Annotated in this window: 18 protein-coding genes; 10 read left to right on the top strand and 8 right to left on the bottom strand. The window is 72.2% G+C overall.

The genetic code is table 11. The features are described from left to right. Positions 1 to 82: 82 nt before the first annotated feature. The 5 genes from ACGFQ9_RS20190 (at position 83) to ACGFQ9_RS20170 (ending at position 5,125) form a co-directional block, all read left to right on the top strand. On the top strand, positions 83 to 1,021 hold the full coding sequence (locus tag ACGFQ9_RS20190) for a cellulose-binding protein (RefSeq protein WP_393575298.1): 939 nt from the start codon (positions 83 to 85) through the stop codon (positions 1,019 to 1,021). Positions 1,022 to 1,155: 134 nt separating this feature from the next. Beyond that, a complete protein-coding gene (locus ACGFQ9_RS20185; RefSeq protein WP_393575297.1) occupies positions 1,156 to 2,184 on the top strand; it encodes an ATP-binding cassette domain-containing protein in 1,029 nt (342 codons plus the stop codon). 2 nt (positions 2,185 to 2,186) lie between these two features. Then, the gene (locus ACGFQ9_RS20180; protein ID WP_393575295.1) at positions 2,187 to 2,963 is read left to right on the top strand and encodes an ABC transporter permease subunit; all 777 of its coding nucleotides are present in this window, start codon (positions 2,187 to 2,189) and stop codon (positions 2,961 to 2,963) included. Between the two features lie 135 nt (positions 2,964 to 3,098). Beyond that, positions 3,099 to 4,247, top strand: coding sequence for an ABC transporter ATP-binding protein (locus ACGFQ9_RS20175; protein ID WP_393575293.1), 1,149 nt, complete (start codon positions 3,099 to 3,101; stop codon positions 4,245 to 4,247). After that, positions 4,244 to 5,125: an ABC transporter permease gene (locus ACGFQ9_RS20170; protein WP_393575291.1), complete on the top strand. Its 882-nt coding sequence runs from the start codon at positions 4,244 to 4,246 to the stop codon at positions 5,123 to 5,125. Before ACGFQ9_RS20175 ends, ACGFQ9_RS20170 begins: the two co-directional genes overlap by 4 nt. 13 nt (positions 5,126 to 5,138) lie before the next feature. Here ACGFQ9_RS20170 and ACGFQ9_RS20165 read toward each other — a convergent pair whose 3' ends face one another. Further along, on the bottom strand, positions 5,139 to 5,465 hold the full coding sequence (locus ACGFQ9_RS20165; protein WP_393575290.1) for an ATP/GTP-binding protein: 327 nt from the start codon (positions 5,463 to 5,465) through the stop codon (positions 5,139 to 5,141). A gap of 211 nt (positions 5,466 to 5,676) precedes the next feature. On the opposite strand from ACGFQ9_RS20165, the gene ACGFQ9_RS20160 reads away from it, so the two are divergent. After that, entirely contained in the window at positions 5,677 to 6,708 is a 1,032-nt protein-coding gene (locus ACGFQ9_RS20160; protein WP_393575289.1) for an LLM class flavin-dependent oxidoreductase, read from the top strand. A 174-nt stretch (positions 6,709 to 6,882) separates the two neighbouring features. Here the strand turns inward: ACGFQ9_RS20160 and ACGFQ9_RS20155 are convergent, their stop codons facing one another. After that, on the bottom strand, positions 6,883 to 7,275 hold the full coding sequence (locus ACGFQ9_RS20155; RefSeq protein ID WP_030685118.1) for an SCO5389 family protein: 393 nt from the start codon (positions 7,273 to 7,275) through the stop codon (positions 6,883 to 6,885). Between the two features lie 232 nt (positions 7,276 to 7,507). Between ACGFQ9_RS20155 and nucS the strand changes: the two genes are divergently transcribed. Beyond that, positions 7,508 to 8,179, top strand: a complete 672-nt coding sequence (gene nucS / locus ACGFQ9_RS20150; RefSeq protein WP_393575287.1) for an endonuclease NucS — start codon at positions 7,508 to 7,510, stop codon at positions 8,177 to 8,179. Positions 8,180 to 8,431: 252 nt separating this feature from the next. Here nucS and ACGFQ9_RS20145 read toward each other — a convergent pair whose 3' ends face one another. The 3 genes from ACGFQ9_RS20145 to ACGFQ9_RS20135 form a co-directional block, all read right to left on the bottom strand. Further along, positions 8,432 to 11,137 carry an ATP-binding protein gene (locus ACGFQ9_RS20145; protein WP_393575285.1) on the bottom strand — a complete coding sequence of 902 codons (2,706 nt, stop codon included), beginning with the start codon at positions 11,135 to 11,137 and terminating at the stop codon, positions 8,432 to 8,434. A gap of 166 nt (positions 11,138 to 11,303) precedes the next feature. After that, complete coding sequence (locus ACGFQ9_RS20140) at positions 11,304 to 11,627, bottom strand: STAS domain-containing protein (RefSeq protein ID WP_393575284.1); 324 nt, start codon at positions 11,625 to 11,627, stop codon at positions 11,304 to 11,306. A 175-nt stretch (positions 11,628 to 11,802) separates the two neighbouring features. Next, positions 11,803 to 12,651, bottom strand: a complete 849-nt coding sequence (locus ACGFQ9_RS20135) for a 3-hydroxyacyl-CoA dehydrogenase family protein (RefSeq protein WP_393575283.1) — start codon at positions 12,649 to 12,651, stop codon at positions 11,803 to 11,805. Between the two features lie 182 nt (positions 12,652 to 12,833). Between ACGFQ9_RS20135 and ACGFQ9_RS20130 the strand changes: the two genes are divergently transcribed. Further along, positions 12,834 to 13,406 (top strand): cob(I)yrinic acid a,c-diamide adenosyltransferase, encoded by a 573-nt coding sequence (locus ACGFQ9_RS20130; RefSeq protein ID WP_393575281.1) that lies wholly within the window; start codon positions 12,834 to 12,836, stop codon positions 13,404 to 13,406. A gap of 11 nt (positions 13,407 to 13,417) precedes the next feature. On the opposite strand, the gene ACGFQ9_RS20125 is transcribed toward ACGFQ9_RS20130, so the two are convergent. From ACGFQ9_RS20125 to ACGFQ9_RS20115, 3 genes are read right to left on the bottom strand one after another with little or no spacing between them, the layout of a single operon-like run. Continuing rightward, positions 13,418 to 13,687 carry a type II toxin-antitoxin system RelE/ParE family toxin gene (locus ACGFQ9_RS20125; RefSeq protein WP_393575280.1) on the bottom strand — a complete coding sequence of 90 codons (270 nt, stop codon included), beginning with the start codon at positions 13,685 to 13,687 and terminating at the stop codon, positions 13,418 to 13,420. After that, positions 13,684 to 13,959, bottom strand: coding sequence for a type II toxin-antitoxin system Phd/YefM family antitoxin (locus ACGFQ9_RS20120; RefSeq protein WP_393575279.1), 276 nt, complete (start codon positions 13,957 to 13,959; stop codon positions 13,684 to 13,686). Before ACGFQ9_RS20120 ends, ACGFQ9_RS20125 begins: the two co-directional genes overlap by 4 nt. A gap of 54 nt (positions 13,960 to 14,013) precedes the next feature. Next, complete coding sequence (locus ACGFQ9_RS20115; protein WP_393575277.1) at positions 14,014 to 14,577, bottom strand: hypothetical protein; 564 nt, start codon at positions 14,575 to 14,577, stop codon at positions 14,014 to 14,016. A gap of 218 nt (positions 14,578 to 14,795) precedes the next feature. Here ACGFQ9_RS20115 and ACGFQ9_RS20110 point away from each other — a divergent pair, with 218 nt between their 5' ends. Beyond that, positions 14,796 to 15,971: a sensor histidine kinase gene (locus tag ACGFQ9_RS20110; RefSeq protein WP_393575393.1), complete on the top strand. Its 1,176-nt coding sequence runs from the start codon at positions 14,796 to 14,798 to the stop codon at positions 15,969 to 15,971. After that, positions 15,968 to 16,630 (top strand): response regulator, encoded by a 663-nt coding sequence (locus ACGFQ9_RS20105; RefSeq protein ID WP_393575275.1) that lies wholly within the window; start codon positions 15,968 to 15,970, stop codon positions 16,628 to 16,630. The genes ACGFQ9_RS20110 and ACGFQ9_RS20105 overlap by 4 nt, the downstream gene beginning before the upstream one ends. The last annotated feature ends 57 nt before the right edge of the window (positions 16,631 to 16,687 follow it).

The raw sequence follows: 16,687 nt of genomic DNA, 5'->3' as shown, positions 1-16,687 counted from the left end.
TCGATGACACGCCGCTCCGGCGCCTAGGATTCCCCTTAACACCTCACGTAGCACCTCATCGGTCTCATTCGACAGGAACCCCATGAGCGACACTTCCTCCCCCTTCGGCTTCGAGCTCGTGCGGCGTGGTTACGACCGCGGTCAGGTGGACGACCGCATTACCAAGCTCGTCGCCGACCGTGACAGCGCCCTGTCCCGCATCAACTCCCTGGAAAAGCGCATCGAGGAGCTCCACCTCGAAACGCAGAACGCCCAGGCCCAGGTCAGCGACGCGGAGCCGTCGTACGCCGGCCTCGGCGCCCGGGTCGAGAAGATCCTGCGGCTCGCCGAGGAGGAGGCGAAGGACCTGCGCGAGGAGGCCCGTCGCGCGGCCGAGCAGCACCGCGAGCTGGCCGAGTCCGCCGCCCAGCAGGTCCGCAACGACGCCGAGTCCTTCGCCGCCGAGCGCAAGTCCAAGGCCGAGGACGAGGGCGTCCGGATCGTCGAGAAGGCCAAGGGCGACGCGCAGCAGCTGCGCGCCGAGGCCACCAAGGACGCCCAGTCCAAGCGCGAGGAAGCCGACGCGCTGTTCGAGGAGACCCGCGCCAAGGCCGCCCAGGCCGCCGCGGACTTCGAGACCAACCTGGCCAAGCGCCGCGAGCAGTCCGAGCGCGACCTGGCCTCCCGTCAGGCCAAGGCCGAGAAGCGCCTCGCCGAGATCGAGCACCGGGCCGAGCAGCTGCGCCTGGAGGCCGAGAAGCTGCGCACGGACGCCGAGCGCCGGGCCCGCCAGACCGTGGAGACCGCGCAGCGCCAGGCCGAGGACATCGTGGCCGACGCCAACGCCAAGGCGGACCGCATCCGCAGCGAATCCGAGCGCGAGCTGGCTGCGCTCACCAACCGCCGCGACTCCATCAACGCGCAGCTGACCAACGTCCGCGAGATGCTCGCGACGCTGACCGGCGCGGCCGTCGCCGCCGCCACCCCGGTGATCGACGACGAGCCGGTCAGCCGCGGCGTGCCGGCCCAGCAGAGCCGCTGACCCACGAGCGACACCCACGGCGCCCGACTGGTACCCCCCTCCTGTACCCGCCGGTAGCGAACACCCCGTGCCCGAAGGCCCCACGTCCGTTTCCGAATTGGCGTGGGGCCTTCGGCCGTTCTAGTGTCAGGCGCATGATCGAGCTAGAGGGCCTTACGAAACGATTCGGCGCCAAGACCGCCGTCGACAGCCTCAGCTTCCAGGTCAAACCGGGGGTGGTCACCGGTTTCCTCGGTCCCAACGGGGCCGGGAAGTCCACGACCATGCGCATGATGCTCGACCTCGACAACCCGACCAGTGGCACGGTCCGGATCGACGGCAAGCACTACCGGGACCTCAGGGAGCCACTGAAACACATCGGAGCACTGCTGGACGCCAAGGCGATGCACGGCGGCCGCAGCGCGTACAACAACCTTCTCTGCCTCGCCCAGTCGAACAGCATCCCGCAGAGCCGGGTCGACGAGGTGCTTGACCTGGTCGGACTGACGGCCGTGGCCAAGAAGAAGTCGAAGGGATTCTCCCTGGGCATGGGCCAGCGCCTCGGCATCGCCGCCGCGCTGCTCGGCGACCCCGAGATCCTGATGTTCGACGAACCCGTCAATGGTCTGGACCCGGAGGGAATTCTCTGGATCCGCAATCTTATGAAGGGTCTCGCCTCCGAGGGAAGGACGATCTTCGTTTCGTCTCACCTGATGAGCGAAATGGCTCTCACGGCCGACCATTTGATCGTCATCGGGCAGGGAAAGCTGCTGGCCGACACTTCGATGACGGATTTCATCCAGAAGAACTCGCGGAGCTTCGTACGGCTCCGCTCCCCGCAGCAGGAACGCCTCAAGGACGTCCTGCACGAAGCCGGGATCATCGCGGTCGACGTCCCCGGCACCGGCGCCCTGGAAGTCAACGGGACTCCGGCCGAGGAACTCGGCGAGCTCGCGGCACGGCACCAGATCGTGCTGCACGAACTCAGCCCGCAGCAGGCTTCACTGGAGGAAGCGTTCATGCGTATGACGGCGGACGCGGTCGAATACCACGCGCACGCCCCCGGAGCACCCGGGGTTCCCGGCATCCCGGCACCCGGCATGGCCGCGGACAACCCGGCCCGGCCCGCCGAGGTCCCCGCGTGGGGCACCGGCGCCCCGGCGGCCCCGAAGGGCGGTGAGTGACCGTGGCCTTCTCCGCAGTCCTCCGCTCCGAGTGGACCAAGATCCGCACGGTGGCCTCCACCGTCTGGACCCTCGCCGCGGCCCTCGTGGTCACCGTCGCGATGGGCTCGCTGCTGGCCGCCTACCTCGGCTCGTCCTTCGAGGACCTGCCGGCGGCCGAGCAGGCCACCTTCGACCCCGCCCTGGTGAGCTTCTCCGGCATGGGCCTCGGCCAGCTGGCGATGATCGTCTTCGGTGTGCTGGTGGTCGGCACCGAGTACAGCACCGGCATGATCCGCACCTCCCTCGCGGCGGTGCCGCGCCGGGAGAGCTTCCTGCTCGGCAAGCTCACCGTGGCCACGGTGCTGGCCCTGGTGGTCGGCCTGGTCACCAGCTTCCTGTCGTTCTTCATCTCCCAGGCCCTGCTCGGTGACCACGGCATCGGCCTCGGCAAGGAGAACGTGCTGCGCGCCGTCGTCGGCGCCGGCCTCTACATGGCGCTGCTCGCCCTGTTCTCCATGGGCGTGGCCATGATGCTGCGCAGCACCGTCGCCTCGCTGGGCATCCTGATCCCCTTCTTCCTGATCATCTCGAACATCCTCACCGCGTTCGAGGGCCCCCGGAAGATCGCCCAGTTCCTGCCCGACAAGGCCGGCTCCGCGATCATGCAGACCGTGCCCAACTCCATGAACAGCCCGGACCTCGCCTACGGCCCGTGGGGCGGACTCGGGATCATGGTGCTCTGGGTTCTCGCCTCCGTGCTCGGCGGCCTGCTGGTGCTGAAGAAGCGCGACGCCTGACCCCTACCCCGGGCCGGTCTCAGGGATACCTCAGGGGTACCTCAGGGATCGGTCCGGGGCGGAACCGAACGACACTCGATATCCTCTTAACTCTTACTCGGGCGAGAGCCGCCCATCCGGCAAGAGGCAGAGAGCATGATCGAGGCAGTCGGCCTGACCAAGCGCTTCGGCGCGAAGACCGCCGTCGACCAGCTGTCCTTCCAGGTCAGGCCCGGTCACGTGACGGGATTCCTGGGGCCCAACGGCTCCGGCAAGTCCACCACCATGCGCATGATCCTCGGCCTGGACCGGCCCACCTCCGGCCGCGTCACGATCAACGGACACCCCTTCCGGGAGCTGCCGAACGCGCAGCGCAGCGTCGGCGCGCTGCTCGACGCCAAGGCCGTGCACGGCGGCCGCCGGGCCCGCACCCACCTGCTCTCCCTCGCCCAGCTCTCCGGCATCCCGGAGAAGCGGGTGGACGAGGTGCTGGGCGTGGTCGGCCTGCAGGACGTGGCCCGCCAGCGCACCAAGGGCTTCTCCCTCGGCATGGGCCAGCGCCTCGGCATCGCGGCCGCCCTGCTCGGCGACCCCGAGGTGCTGCTGTTCGACGAGCCGGTCAACGGCCTCGACCCGGAGGGCATCTTCTGGGTCCGCAACCTCATGAAGCAGCTCGCCGCCGAGGGCCGCACCGTCTTCGTCTCCTCGCACCTGATGAGTGAGATGGCCCTCACCGCCGACCACCTGATCGTGATCGGGCGCGGGCGGCTGCTGGCCGACATGGGCGTGCAGGAGTTCATCGCCCGCAATTCGGCCGGATTCGCTCGGCTCCGGGTCGCCGACGGCGACCCCGCGGACCGGCAGGCCCTGCACGAGCTGCTCGTCAAGGAGGGCGGCCGGGTGCTCCAGGAGCCCGACGGCGCCCTGCGGGTGACCGGTCTGGAACTGCCCCGGATCTCCGATCTCGCGCACGGGGCCGGCGTACGGCTGTGGGAGCTGTCCCCGCACAAGGCCTCGCTCGAGGAGGCGTACATGCGGATGACGCAGAGCTCCGTCGAGTACACCTCCACCGAGGACCCCCGGGCCGAGCTCTTCGAGACCGACCCGATGGCGCTGCCGCCCTGGGAGGACGAGGGCTCCGCCGAGCTGGCGGCCGAGACCGCCGCCGGGTTCTACGCTCCCCCGCCGCCGGGCTCCCCCGGCAGCCGGCCCTTCCTGATGCCGCGCAGCCCCGCCGAGCTGGCGGGCAACCCCTCAAACGACCACGAGCACGACCGCGAGAACGACCCGGAGGAGGCCCGATGACCGGCCCGGCCACCGGCCCTGCGAACGGCACGGCCACCGCGCCGGCCGGCGCACCCGCCACCGCACCGGCCCCGGCGTACACCTCGCCGCTGCCCACCCCGAAGCCCAGCCTCGCGCATGCCGTGGCCTCGGAGTGGACCAAGCTGGTCTCGGTGCGCTCCACCATGTTCACCCTCGGCTCGCTGGTGCTGGTGGTGACCGGCATCGGCGGACTCGCGGTGACGCAGACCGCGTCGGCGGACTACGAGCAGATGCCGTTCACCGGCCCCGCAATGTTCGGCCTGATGGTCGGGCAGGTGTCGGTGATCGTGCTGGGGGTGCTGGCCATCAGCTCCGAGTACGGCACCGGACTGATCCGCACCACGCTGACCGCCGCCCCGGACCGGAACCGGGTGCTGACCGCGAAGTACATCGTCTTCAGCACGGTCGCCTACGCCACGGTCGCCGCTTCGGTCTTCCTGGTCGGCGTCGCCGCCGCGCTGGTGCACTCCGGCCGCGGTGCCGGGGTGCACTCCGCGTCCGAGTGGTCGGGGGCGCTGGCCGGCAGCCTGTACGTGACCCTGCTGGGGGTGCTGGCGCTCGCGGTCGGCGCGCTGGTGCGGCACTCGGCGGGCGGCATCGCCCTGATGCTGGGGCTGGTCACCGTGCCGCCGGTGCTGGGCTCGATGCTCGGCGTGTGGGACGCGACCGCGGGGGTCGGCCGGGTCCTGGTCGGCTACAGCTCGCCGCTGGCCCTGATCCAGCTCTTCGGGGCGACCGACGGGACCGACGGCGACATGACGATGCCGGGCGACCTCGCCCAGCTGACCGCGCTCGGCCTGGTCACGGCGGCCGCGGTGGCGGCTTCGTACGCGGTGGTCGGCCGCCGCGACGTCTGACCGGAGGCGCCCCTCAGTGCTTCGGCGCGTTCCTGGACCGCTGCACCTTCGTGGTGCGGCGGTCCTTCGCGTTCCAGCAGGCCTTGTGCCAGTGCCGGCGGTCGTCGACGCCGCCGTACTCGGGCCAGGCCACCAGGTGCGGGGTGCCGGAGGGGATCTCCTGGTCGCAGCCGGGGCAGCGGTAGCGCTTGCCCACCGCGCTCGCGCCCGCGACGTGCCGCACCTTCCAGTCCTCGCCCATCCACTCCTCGGTGTTCTCCAGGCCGAAGCGGCCGGGAGGGGTCCGGGGACCTTCGGCCGGGTTCTCGCCGCCCTTGGGGCGGTTGTGGCGCGGTGACACGTATACCTCACGGAGCAGCGGACGGAAGGGACTTTCCACCAGACTACGCGGAGCGAACCGGGGAACCCGCAGGGTGTTCACGGAGCGGATCCCCCGGGCCGAGCTGGGCCGAAAATCTCAATAACTTTCCTGTCAGGCCGTGCCTTTGGCACGTGTCAGACGTTGTTGCCAGGGAGGGGGAGCCGCGTCAGCCGCAAGGAGGCAGAAGGCGATGCGCGTAGGAGCGTTTGTACTGGCGGCCCAGTTCCCGGGCCAGGGGCAGGGGGAGGCGCTGCACCGGGCGGTGCGGACCGCGGAGGTGGCGGAGGAGGCCGGGCTGGACTCGGTCTGGGTGGCCGAGCACCACTTCGTCCCGTACGGGGTGTGCCCGTCGGCGGTGACCCTGGCCGCCCAGCTGCTCGGCCTGACCAGACGGATCCGGGTCGGCACGGCGGTGAGCGTGCTGCCGAACACCCACCCGGTGGCGCTCGGCGAACAGGCCGCGCTGCTGCACCTGACCTCGGGCGGCCGGTTCACGCTGGGGGTCGGCCGGGGCGGTCCCTGGGTGGACCTGGAGGTCTTCGGCGGCGGTCTGACGGCGTACGAGCGGGACTTCCCGGAGGCACTGGACCTGCTGCGGCACTGGCTGGGCGAATCCCGGGTGGGGTCGGCAGGCGGGCGGTACTCGTTCCGCGACGTGGCCGTCGTACCGCGGCCGGCGGAGGCCCTGGACGGTGACGGAACAGGGCCGGAAGTGATCCTCGCCTGCACCTCGCCCACCTCGGTACGGGCCGCCGCCGAGCGCGGGTTGCCGATGCTGCTGGGCATGCACTGCGGGGACGAGGAGAAGGCGGCGATGGTCGCCCTCTGGCGGGAGACGGCGCTCGCGGCGGGCCATTCCCCCGGCGCGGTCCGGGCTGCCGGCCATGTCTCGGCGGGCGTCTGCCAGCTGGCGGACCGGACGGCGGACGCCCGGGAGACGCTTCTGAAGGCGATGCCGGGCTGGCTGAAGCAGGGGCTGGACGCTCATGTGACGGTGGACGGGCGGCAGCGCGCGATGCGGGACCCCGTCGCGTACACGGACCTGCTGTGCGCCCTCCACCCGGTCGGGACGGTGGAACTCGCCGCGGACCGGCTGGCGGCCACTGCCGAGCGCACCGGGATCACCCGGTTCGCGCTGCTGGCCGAGGGCTCGGGCGACCTCGCGGCGACCGAGGAGAACGTACGGCGGCTGGGCGCCGAGGTCCTGCCCCGGCTGACCTGAGGGCCGGGCCGCGGCGACGGTGGCGGGCGGTGGCTGCCGCTCCGGGTGGGGAGCGGCAGCGAGGAGCCTGCGAATCGTTCGGATGCCTTGAATCGGTTCGGGTGGATCAGATGGTTCGGGTGGATCGGGTGGATCGGCCGTAGACGACGGGCAGGTGGGCCTGATCTGATCCGCTCAGCAGTCCCGGAGCTCCGGGGACTGGTTCAGCAGCTGACCGCGGATCGACGTGAACTTGGCCAGCCGGTCATCGGCCGAGGCGTCCAGGGGGAACACCGCGACCCGGTGGCAGTTCTGGAAGGCGAGCCGCACTCCGAAGTGCCGCTGCAGCGCACCGCGTATCGCGTCACTCGCGAGCGCACGCAGCAGCTGGCCACGCGCCTGCTCGTCCGGCGGCGGCGTCTGGTTGTCGGCGAACTCTCCGCCGTCGACCTTCAGCTGGGCCACCAGCGAGCTGATCATCTCCCATGCGTAGGGCAGGGAGGTCCGGACGCAGTCGACGAAAGCGGCTTCGTCGACCTCGCCTCGCTCGGCCTGTTCGAGTAGGGCCGGTGAGACGTCGAGCGACATGGGTTCTCCTCTCGCGACCCCGGCCGTTTCGGTGACCGGAGTCTTACGGGCAGGGAAGGAGGCGCCGCGACGCGCGGCGACGAAGTGTGCGCGTTCGGCAACCTCCTGCTCACCACGGTAGGCGTCCCATGGGGACCGCACCAGGAGAATGCGCATACAACGCGCCATCCGCGAACGGGGCTTTCGGGGGCGAATCGCGTGAGGGCGGCTCCTTCGAGTAGCGTTGCCGACCATGCGTCTCGTCATTGCCCGCTGCTCCGTCGACTACGCGGGCCGGCTCACCGCCCATCTGCCCTCCGCACCCCGTCTGATCCTCGTGAAGGCCGACGGCAGTGTCTCGATCCACGCGGACGACCGGGCGTACAAACCGCTCAACTGGATGTCCCCGCCGTGCACCCTCAAGGAGGGGACGGGGGACGAGGAAGGCGTCTGGACGGTCGTCAACAAGGCGGGCGAGAAGCTCATCATCACGATGGAAGAAGTCCTCCACGACTCCTCGCACGAGCTGGGCGTGGACCCCGGGCTGATCAAGGACGGCGTCGAGGCGCACCTCCAGGAGCTGCTCGCGGACCGCATCGAGACCCTGGGCGACGGCTACACGCTGATCCGCCGCGAGTACATGACGGCGATCGGGCCGGTGGACATCCTGTGCCGGGACGCCGACGGCGCCACCGTGGCGGTCGAGATCAAGCGGCGGGGCGAGATCGACGGCGTCGAGCAGCTCACCCGCTACCTGGAACTGCTGAACCGGGACCCGCACCTGGCGCCGGTCCGCGGCGTCTTCGCGGCCCAGGAGATCAAGCCGCAGGCCCGCGTGCTCGCCACCGACCGCGGCATGGACTGCGTGGTCCTGGACTACGACGCCCTGCGCGGCATCGAGGACGACAAGCTCCGCCTCTTCTGAGCTCCGCCTCTTCTGAGGCCACTCGCCACCCGGTGTGGGCAGGCGTCCCGCAGGGCGATGGGGGTCCTCCCCCTGGCTTTCGCCGGGGGTACCCCCACCTGCTCGAGCAAAGCCGAGAGCTTGGGGGTGGGGGTCCCCCCGGACGAAGTCCGGGGGAGGTGGGCACACCGGGACACCGCCGTCCCCGCGGCCGTACCCCGCCCGTCCGGAGCCGCTCCCGGCCTTGGACGCGGCACGGCCCACCCGAAGCCGCTACGAGGACGCGCTCGCCTCAGGCGACCGGCCGCTCGCCGTCACGCTCGCCGAGGACGAACTCGACGGCCCCCCGGTCGGAGTCGCCGGAGCCGTGGACGTCGGCGGCTCGGACGTGGGCGGCTGCGACGTGGGGGTCGTCGGCGGCGTGGAGACCGGCGAGGAGACCGGCGGCGAGGACGAAGGCTTCACCGGCGGCGTCCGGGTGCCGCTCGCACTCGCCGACGGCGACGCCGACACCGACTGGCTGGGCCCCGGTGACGGGCTGGACGTGGCCGTCCCCGACGGCGACGCGCTCCCCGAGGCGGACGGCCTCGAAGTCCCCGCCACCTCCTCCGAGGGATCCGGCGCAGGATCGTTCCAGCTGTTCTTGGGGTCGACCGAGGTCGCCGTCCCGGACTTCGGCTGCACGCCCGGTTCCGAACCGTCGCCCGAGGTCAGCACCAGACTGATGCCCGTTCCCAGCAGGGCCACCACCAGGACGGCCGCACCGGCCAGCACCACCGGGTCCCGGCGGTTCTGCTTCGGCCGGGGACCCGCCGGCACCGGACCGAGGTGCACGTCGTCCTCGAACGCCGCGGCCTGCGTGGTCGGGACCGTTCCGGAAACCCCCGGAAGTCCCACCCCGGGACCGTGCGGCGACGGAACCGGCAGCGGCCCCGTCATCCGCGGCACGACCTGCGTGGCCGCTTCCGAACCGCCCCCGGCGGCCAGGCCCGCCGCCGCGGCGGCAGCGGCAGCTGCGGCCGCGGGCGCTCCGGCGGCCGCGGCAGCTGCCGCGGCGGGCCGGACCGGTGCCCCGGGCGCCCCGGCCGAGGGCACGCCGGGAGCCGCGCCCGAAGGGCCCGCGCGGCCGGGCAGAGCGGGCGGGGCGGACAGCGCGGCGGGCAGCGCCGGCGCTCCCGCGGCACCGCGCGGCAGCGCAGGCGCACCGGCAGAACCGGCAGCACCCGCAGCACCGGCAGAACCGGCCGCGGCACCACCCGGCGCCGAACCGCCCTGCGGCGCCTCCAGCCGCAGCGGCGGCGAGGCCACCGGCCGTACGGCCGTCGCGGCCCGCTCCTGGTCCGCGACCAGCGCCAGCGCCCGCCGCCCCGCGACGGTGCCGCGCTTGTCCGCCAGCGCGCCCCTCAGCCCGATCGAGGCCTCGAGTTCCGCCCGGGCCCGGTCCAGCCGGCCCCCGCACAGCGCGAGTACGCCCAACTCGTGGTGGAAGTAAGCCTGTTCCGCGACCTCTCCGGCCGTCCGCGCGGCCTCCGCACCGGCCCGCAGCACCCGCTCCCAGGCACCCCACTGCAGTGATGCCGCGAAGGCGGGTGCGGCGCTGCGCGCCAGCATCACGCCCGCGACCACGTCCGCGCCCGCCAGTGCCGCCAGCACCGCGTCCGCCTCCGCAGCGACCCGCTCCGGGGTCACCGAGGAGTGCCCGGTCCACCAGGCGTAGTGCCGGGCCGCCGTGCGCGCCTCCTCGTCCGGCTCCCAGCCGGCCTCGGTCAGCTGGCGTGCCACGCCGGCCGCCAGCCGGTACCGGGTTCCGGCGGGGGTCAGCAGTCCGCAGGCCAGGAGTTCACCGACGGCCAGGTCCGCGTGGGTGTCCCCGACCAGGGCCGGCAGGTGCGCGTGGTGCGGCATCTCGCCGCCCAGGGCGCCGGCGAAGCGGAGGGCCGCCCGTGCGGCCTCGCCGGCCCGGGCCGCCAGCAGCTGGGCGGGGGCGGCGGCTTCCGCGAGGGTCGGTGCCGGGACCGGTGCCGCGTCGCGCGGACGCTCCTCGAAGACGCCCGGCTCCTCGGCGTCCTCGTCCTCGGACTCCGCGACCCGCCGGTTGAGCTCGTCGCACTGCCGCAGCAGCGCCGCCGCCTGGACGAACCGCAGCGGCAGCCCCTCCGAGGCGAAGCGCAGGTCCTCCGCCCAGGCGGTCTCCTCCTCGGTCAGGGCCCGCCCGAGCGCCGTCTCCAGCAGTTCCGCGCAGCCGTCCCGGGTGAGCCCGCCGAGGGCGACCTCGTCCAGGTGGGCGCCCTCCGAGGGCGCCGGGGTGTCGGGGCCGGCGGCCAGCAGGTAGGCGCATTCCGGGGTGGCGCGCAGCAGTTCGTCGAGGGCGGGGCCGCCCAGCTCCAGGTCGTCGACGAGCACGATGGCGCCGATCTCCCGGACACCGGTGAGGAGTTCGTCCCGGTCGGGCCGCCGCAGGTCCGCGTCGTAGACCGTGGTGTAGAGGGCGTGCAGGAGTTCGGTGGCCGTGTACCGGTGGCCGGAGAGCCGTACGACCCCGTCCGGTGCCAGTCCGGCGCAGTCCTCGGCGACCGCGTCGAGGAGGGCGCTGCGGCCGGATCCGGAGGGCCCGGTCAGCCGCACGGACCGGCCGCGCCCGAGCAGCCGTACGAGCCGTTCCCGCTCCTCCTGGCGCTCCAGCAGCGGGAGGGCGGGCAGGCCGGGTCCGGGCGGTACGGCGGGCAGTGCGGCGGCGGCGAGGGAGGCCCGGGCGGCGGCGTCGCGGCGGGCGGGTTGGCCGGTGCCGCCGGCGGTGTCCGCTCCGGGGCGGCGCGGCTCTATCTCGCTGCCGTCCACGGGGTTGACGGTCAGGGCGAACGCGCCGGCCGTCAGCCGGACGACCCGGGCCGGGGCGGCTGCCGACCCCGCCGCGCTTGCGGCCGGGACTCCTGTCGGAACACCCGGTTCCGAGCCTCCGTGTCCCTCTGTGCGGTCCATGACCCTGTCCCCCGATCCCATCGTGCGCGCCCAAACCTAAACGGTGGTTCGGACAGCCGGAACCGCAGGGGGCCCATCACCACCGGACCGTTACGTTTCACCCGGTCTGCACGCACAGAAACGGGGCCGCACGCTCCGGTTCAGCACCGGATCCACCGCCGGGGGATCACACCCGGGGCAGGGACTCCGCCTCCAGGCCGCCTTCGATGGCGAGGATCCGGTGCAGCCGGGTCGCGACCAGCAGACGCTGCATCTGCGGCGGAACCCCGCGGAGCACCAGCCGCCGTCCGGTCCGGCCGGCCCGACGGTGCGCGCCCATGATGACGCCGAGGCCGGTCGCGTCCCAGGAGTCGAGTCCGGTGAGGTCGAGGACGAGGTCACCGGCGCCGTCGTCGAGGGCGGTGTGGAGGGCCGAACGGGCGTCCGCCGCGCTGCGCACGTCGAGGCGGCCCCCGACAGCGAGTTCGGCGTGGTCGCCCCTGATGTGCATATGTGCTCCCCGGCAAGGACTGCGTAGGCGTGCAACTCTCACTGCAACTGACTGCCGCGCGGGCAGGGAAGTTGCCGACCGTGAGCGAACCGATACCAAATTCACCCGTGGGGGTGAGAAAGGTATCGGCCGCTATCGACAGGTTCCAACTGGTTTACGGGTGCGCGGTGAGCGCTCAGTGCTTGTAGAAGCCCTGCCCGCTCTTGCGGCCGATGTCGCCCGCGTCGACCATGCGGCGCATGAGCTCCGGCGGCGCGAACTTCTCGTCCTGGGATTCGGTGTAGATGTTGCTGGTGGCGTGCAGCAGGATGTCCACGCCCGTCAGGTCGGCGGTGGCCAGGGGGCCCATCGCGTGCCCGAAGCCCAGCTTGCACGCGATGTCGATGTCCTCGGCGGACGCCACGCCCGATTCGTACAGCTTCGCCGCTTCCACGACCAGGGCGGAGATCAGACGGGTCGTCACGAAGCCGGCCACGTCGCGGTTGACCACGATGCAGGTCTTGCCGACGGACTCGGCGAAGGCGCGGGTGGTGGCGAGGGTCTCGTCGCTCGTCTTGTAGCCGCGGACCAGCTCGCAGAGCTGCATCATCGGGACCGGGGAGAAGAAGTGCGCGCCGACGACCCGCTCCGGGCGCTCCGTCACGGCCGCGATCTTGGTGATCGGGATGGCGGAGGTGTTGGAGGCGAGGACGGCGTCGTCGCGGACCAGCTTGTCGAGGGCGCGGAAGATCTCGTGCTTGACCTCGAGCTTCTCGAAGACGGCCTCGACGACGATGTCGGCGTCGGCGACGGCCTCCAGCTCGGTGGTCGTGGTGATCCGGCCGAGCGCCGCACCGGCGTCCTCGGCGGAGAGCTTCCCCTTGGCCACGAACCGGTCGTACGACGCCTTGATGCCGTCGGTCCCGCGGGTCAGGGCGGCGTCGGTGACATCGCGCAGAACGACGTCCCAGCCCGCCTGCGCGGACACCTGAGCGATCCCGGAACCCATCAAGCCGGCACCGATGACGGCGAGCTTCCCAGCCACTGCACACCCCTGGTTTCTCGTAGGTCTCCGGCGGAGAGTAGCGCTCGCGGGCCGCCGTGTGACCGGGAAGTAACACGCGTCACGTCTCAGATGACGGACATCACACCGGTCCGGCCCAGCACCCCGCCCGCGCCCGGGACTTCACTCCGTGGGCCCGCCCGGCCAGGGCATACGCTGGCGGCATGGTGAACCTCACGCGCATCTACACCCGTACCGGCGACAAGGGCACGACCGCGCTCGGCGACATGAGCCGCACGGCCAAGACGGACCTGCGGATCTCCGCGTACGCCGACGCCAACGAGGCCAACGCGGCGATCGGGACGGCGATCGCGCTGGGCGCGCTGCCCGAGGAGGTCGTGAAGGTCCTGGTCCGGATCCAGAACGACCTGTTCGACGTGGGCGCGGACCTGTGCACCCCGGTGGTGGAGGACCCGGAGTACCCGCCGCTGCGGGTGGAGCAGTTCTACGTCGACAAGCTGGAGGCGGACTGCGACCGCTTCAACGAGCAGCTGGAGAAGCTGCGGAGCTTCATCCTGCCGGGCGGCACCCCGGGAGCGGCCCTGCTGCACCAGGCGTGCACGGTGGTCCGCCGAGCCGAGCGCTCCACCTGGGCGGCGCTGGAGGTGCACGGCGAGACGATGAACCCGCTCACCGCGACCTACCTGAACCGCCTTTCCGACCTCCTCTTCATCCTGGCCCGCACGGCCAACAAGGAGGTCGGCGACGTCCTGTGGGTCCCGGGCGGCGACCGCTGACCCATCCGGGCTCAGACCCGGCGGTAGATCTCCCGGCGGTACCCGACCTGGACGACGAGGATGATCAGTTTGCCGTTGTCGACGGTGTAGGCGATCCGGCAGGCGCCCACGCGCAGCCGGTGGAGCGCTTCGTGACCAGTGAACTTCCTGACGTCCGGGTGCTCGCGGTACGGGTCGTCACCGAGCAGGCTCAGGGCGTGCAGGAGGCGCAGTGCGGTCGGCTGGTCGATGCCGCGCAGCTGCCTCCGCGCCGTGGCCGTGAACTCGAAGGCGTACTTCACGCGACGTCCGACGCGGAGGGCCCGAACAGGTCGGCGAGCACGTCCGCCAGCGAGGCCCGGGGCTCGTCGGCCTCCTCGGCCAGGGTCCGCAGGGCCTGGCGGGCGAGGAGTTCGTCCGCCGCCTCCTCCAGCGCCTCGTACTCCTCGATGGGCACGATGGCGGCCACCGGGGCGCCGGCGCGGGTGATGACGGTGGCCTCGCCTTCCTCGGCCTGGTCGAGCAGCTTCGCGAGGTTCGCACGGGCTTCGCGTACCGACACCGATTCATCCATACCCGGAGTGTACCCAGCAGCGTGTACACACGCGACGGATCCGAAGGGCCTGGGTCAGCGGACCCGCTCGGACTCGGCCGGGGCCGACACAGGGGCCTTTTTCGGCCAGATCGTGTAGGCGGCGGCGACCAGGGCGTGGATGCCCAGGACCCTGAGGGCGGCGAACTGCCAGGACTCCAGCGAGCCGGTGTCGCCGGCGTCGCCGACGTACAGGATGGCGGCCTGGAGCAGGGCGAGGGCGACCGCGGCGGCGGCCAGGGTGCGCAGCCAGAGCTTCCACTCGTGGACGGCCCGGGCCTTTCCGTGGCCGGCACCGGGCGGCTTCGGGCCCCCGGCGAAGCGGTACGCCGCATGGGCATCCAGCCACTTGATCGTGTAGTGCCCGAAGGCGACGGTGTAGCCGATGTAGAGGGCGGCCAGGCCGTGCGTCCAGTCGGGCTCGGCGCCGTTCTTCAGGTCCAGGGTGGTGACGATCAGCAGCACGAGTTCGAGCAGCGGCTCGACCAGCAGGACCGCCGCGCCCAGCCGGCGTTTCCCGGCGAGGTAGCGCAGGGCGAGGCCGGCGGCCAGCAGCACCCAGAAGCCGACCTCGCAGGCGATGATCAGCGCGACGATCACGGCGGTGTCTCCGTTCGGATCGGTGGAGTGGATACCCGGTGAGGTACTCCTCAAGGTTCGCGCCGGGTCCGGCCGGATTCGTCGTCTGCGGAGACGACCTTCCACTGCATCCTTCGATGTACTGCGGTTTCACCTCCGGCGTCGACGCCGGGGCCGCCCGCACCGTGTTGGATGGTGCCGTGAGACAGCCTCGGTTCGCCCCCCATCCACACGACGTCATGATCGCCGTGATCAGCGTGCTGTCCGGTCTGGCACTGTGGTCGCTCGGGCTGTACACCACTCCCTTCCGGGAGCTGCTGCCCGCGTGGGTGGCCCTGCTGCCCCTGGCGGTGATGGGCGTGCTGGAGCTGTTCCGGCGGACCGCCCCGCAGCCCGCGCTCTTCATCGGGACCGTCGCGCTGATCGCGGACCAGATCACCGTGGGGAACCTCGCCACCGTCTTCATGTTCACGGACGTGATGTACGCAGCCGTGGTCTACGGGCATCCCGCGATGGCCCGCCGTCTGCCGGTGACCACCGGGCTGATCACCGTCGCGGTCACCCTCCTCTCGGTAGCCTGGCTGCGCACTCCGGACTCGGTCCTGATCGGCGTGATCACCGGCATCGTGTGCTTCGGCCCGGCCCTCACCGGGGCCTCGGTCCGCAACCACCGCGAGGCCGCGGAGGCGGCCCGGCTGCGGGCCGAGCAGACCGCCCTGCTGGCCGAAATGGACCGCAAGTCGGCCATCGTGGCCGAGCGCGCCCGGATGGCCCGGGAGCTGCACGACATGGTGGCCAACCACCTTTCCGCCATCGCCATCCACTCCACCGCCGCGCTCTCCATCGACGACGCCGGCACCAGCCGGGAGGCCCTGGGCGTGATCCGGGAGAACAGCGTGCAGGGGCTGTCGGAGATGCGCCGGCTGATCGGGCTGCTGCGGGAGGCGGGGGCGGAGCAGGAGCCGGTGGCGGTGCCCTCGCTGGCCGGGCTGGAGGCGCTCCTGGCGCAGGCGCGCACGACCGGCTCGGCGAGCGGGCTGGACTTCGTCCTGGAGGACGGCCGGCCGCCCGGCGGGGAACCGCTGCCGGCGCCGGTGGAGCTGGCCGCGTACAGGATCGTGCAGGAGTCCGTGACGAACGCGCTCAAGCACGCGGTGCCCGGGACGGTCCGGGTCCGGGTGGACCGTTCGGACGGGCTGCTGACCGTACGGGTGGACAGTCCGTACGGGGAGCGGACGGGCCCGCGGGCGCCCGGCTCGGGGGCCGGGCTGGTCGGCATGCGGGAGCGGGCGGAGCTGCTGGGCGGGGAGTTCGGGGCGGGCCCGGCCGCCGGTGGTGTCCCCGGCGGGGCCGGGGCGACGGTGTGGCGGGTGCGGGCGGCGCTGCCCGCCGAGGAGAAGGCGGTGGAGGCGTGACGATCAGGGTGCTGGTGGCCGAGGACCAGTCAGCGGTACGGGCCGGGCTGGTGCTGATCCTCCGCAGCGCGGGCGACATCGAGGTCGTGGGCGAGGCGGCGGACGGCGAGGAGGCGGTCCGGCTGGCCCGGGAGCTGCGGCCGGACCTGGTCCTGATGGACGTCCAGATGCCGAGGCTGGACGGGGTCGCCGCGACGGCGCGGGTGGTGTCGGAGGGGCTGGCCGACGTACTGGTGCTGACCACCTTCGACCTGGACGAGTACGTGTTCGGGGCGCTGCGCGCGGGCGCGGCGGGCTTCCTGCTGAAGAACGCGGAGGCCCGGGAGCTGATCGAGGCGGTCCGTACGGTCGCCCGCGGGGAGGGGCTGATCGCCCCGGCGGTGACCCGGCGGCTGATCGCGGAGTTCGCGGCGCCGCGCGCCGGACGCCCGGCACCCGCCCCGGCCGACCCGCGGCGGGGCGCGGCCGTGGAGACGCTGACCCGGCGGGAGCGGGAGGTCCTGTCCTGTCTGGGTGAGGGCCTGTCGAACGCGGAGATCGCGGTGCGGCTGGAGATGGCAGAGGCGACGGTGAAGACCCACGTCAGCCGTCTGCTGGGGAAGCTGGAACTGAAGAGCCGGGTCCAAGCAGCCGTTCTGGCACAGGAGTTGGGGCTGTAGAGGACAGAACACACAGTTGGTCCAGACCTCTTGACGGTTGGTACAGACCTTTCTACG

The organism is Streptomyces sp. NPDC048603 (genome assembly GCF_043199475.1).
Taxonomy (GTDB): domain Bacteria; phylum Actinomycetota; class Actinomycetes; order Streptomycetales; family Streptomycetaceae; genus Streptomyces.
Note: the sequence above shows the minus strand (reverse complement) of the source record. Positions and strands in the feature narration are given on the sequence as shown.

Bases quoted from the DNA above. Each gene is read 5' to 3' on its own strand.
- ACGFQ9_RS20170 (WP_393575291.1), top strand. From the start codon at position 4,244: ATGACCGGCCCGGCCACCGGCCCTGCGAACGGCACGGCCACCGCGCCG.
- ACGFQ9_RS20145 (WP_393575285.1), bottom strand. From the start codon at position 11,137: ATGGACCGCACAGAGGGACACGGAGGCTCGGAACCGGGTGTTCCGACA.
- ACGFQ9_RS20140 (WP_393575284.1), bottom strand. From the start codon at position 11,627: ATGCACATCAGGGGCGACCACGCCGAACTCGCTGTCGGGGGCCGCCTC.
- ACGFQ9_RS20110 (WP_393575393.1), top strand. From the start codon at position 14,796: ATGATCGCCGTGATCAGCGTGCTGTCCGGTCTGGCACTGTGGTCGCTC.
- nucS (WP_393575287.1), top strand. From the start codon at position 7,508: ATGCGTCTCGTCATTGCCCGCTGCTCCGTCGACTACGCGGGCCGGCTC.
- ACGFQ9_RS20120 (WP_393575279.1), bottom strand. From the start codon at position 13,959: ATGGATGAATCGGTGTCGGTACGCGAAGCCCGTGCGAACCTCGCGAAG.
- ACGFQ9_RS20175 (WP_393575293.1), top strand. From the start codon at position 3,099: ATGATCGAGGCAGTCGGCCTGACCAAGCGCTTCGGCGCGAAGACCGCC.
- ACGFQ9_RS20155 (WP_030685118.1), bottom strand. From the start codon at position 7,275: ATGTCGCTCGACGTCTCACCGGCCCTACTCGAACAGGCCGAGCGAGGC.
- ACGFQ9_RS20160 (WP_393575289.1), top strand. From the start codon at position 5,677: ATGCGCGTAGGAGCGTTTGTACTGGCGGCCCAGTTCCCGGGCCAGGGG.
- ACGFQ9_RS20190 (WP_393575298.1), top strand. From the start codon at position 83: ATGAGCGACACTTCCTCCCCCTTCGGCTTCGAGCTCGTGCGGCGTGGT.
- ACGFQ9_RS20130 (WP_393575281.1), top strand. From the start codon at position 12,834: ATGGTGAACCTCACGCGCATCTACACCCGTACCGGCGACAAGGGCACG.
- ACGFQ9_RS20185 (WP_393575297.1), top strand. From the start codon at position 1,156: ATGATCGAGCTAGAGGGCCTTACGAAACGATTCGGCGCCAAGACCGCC.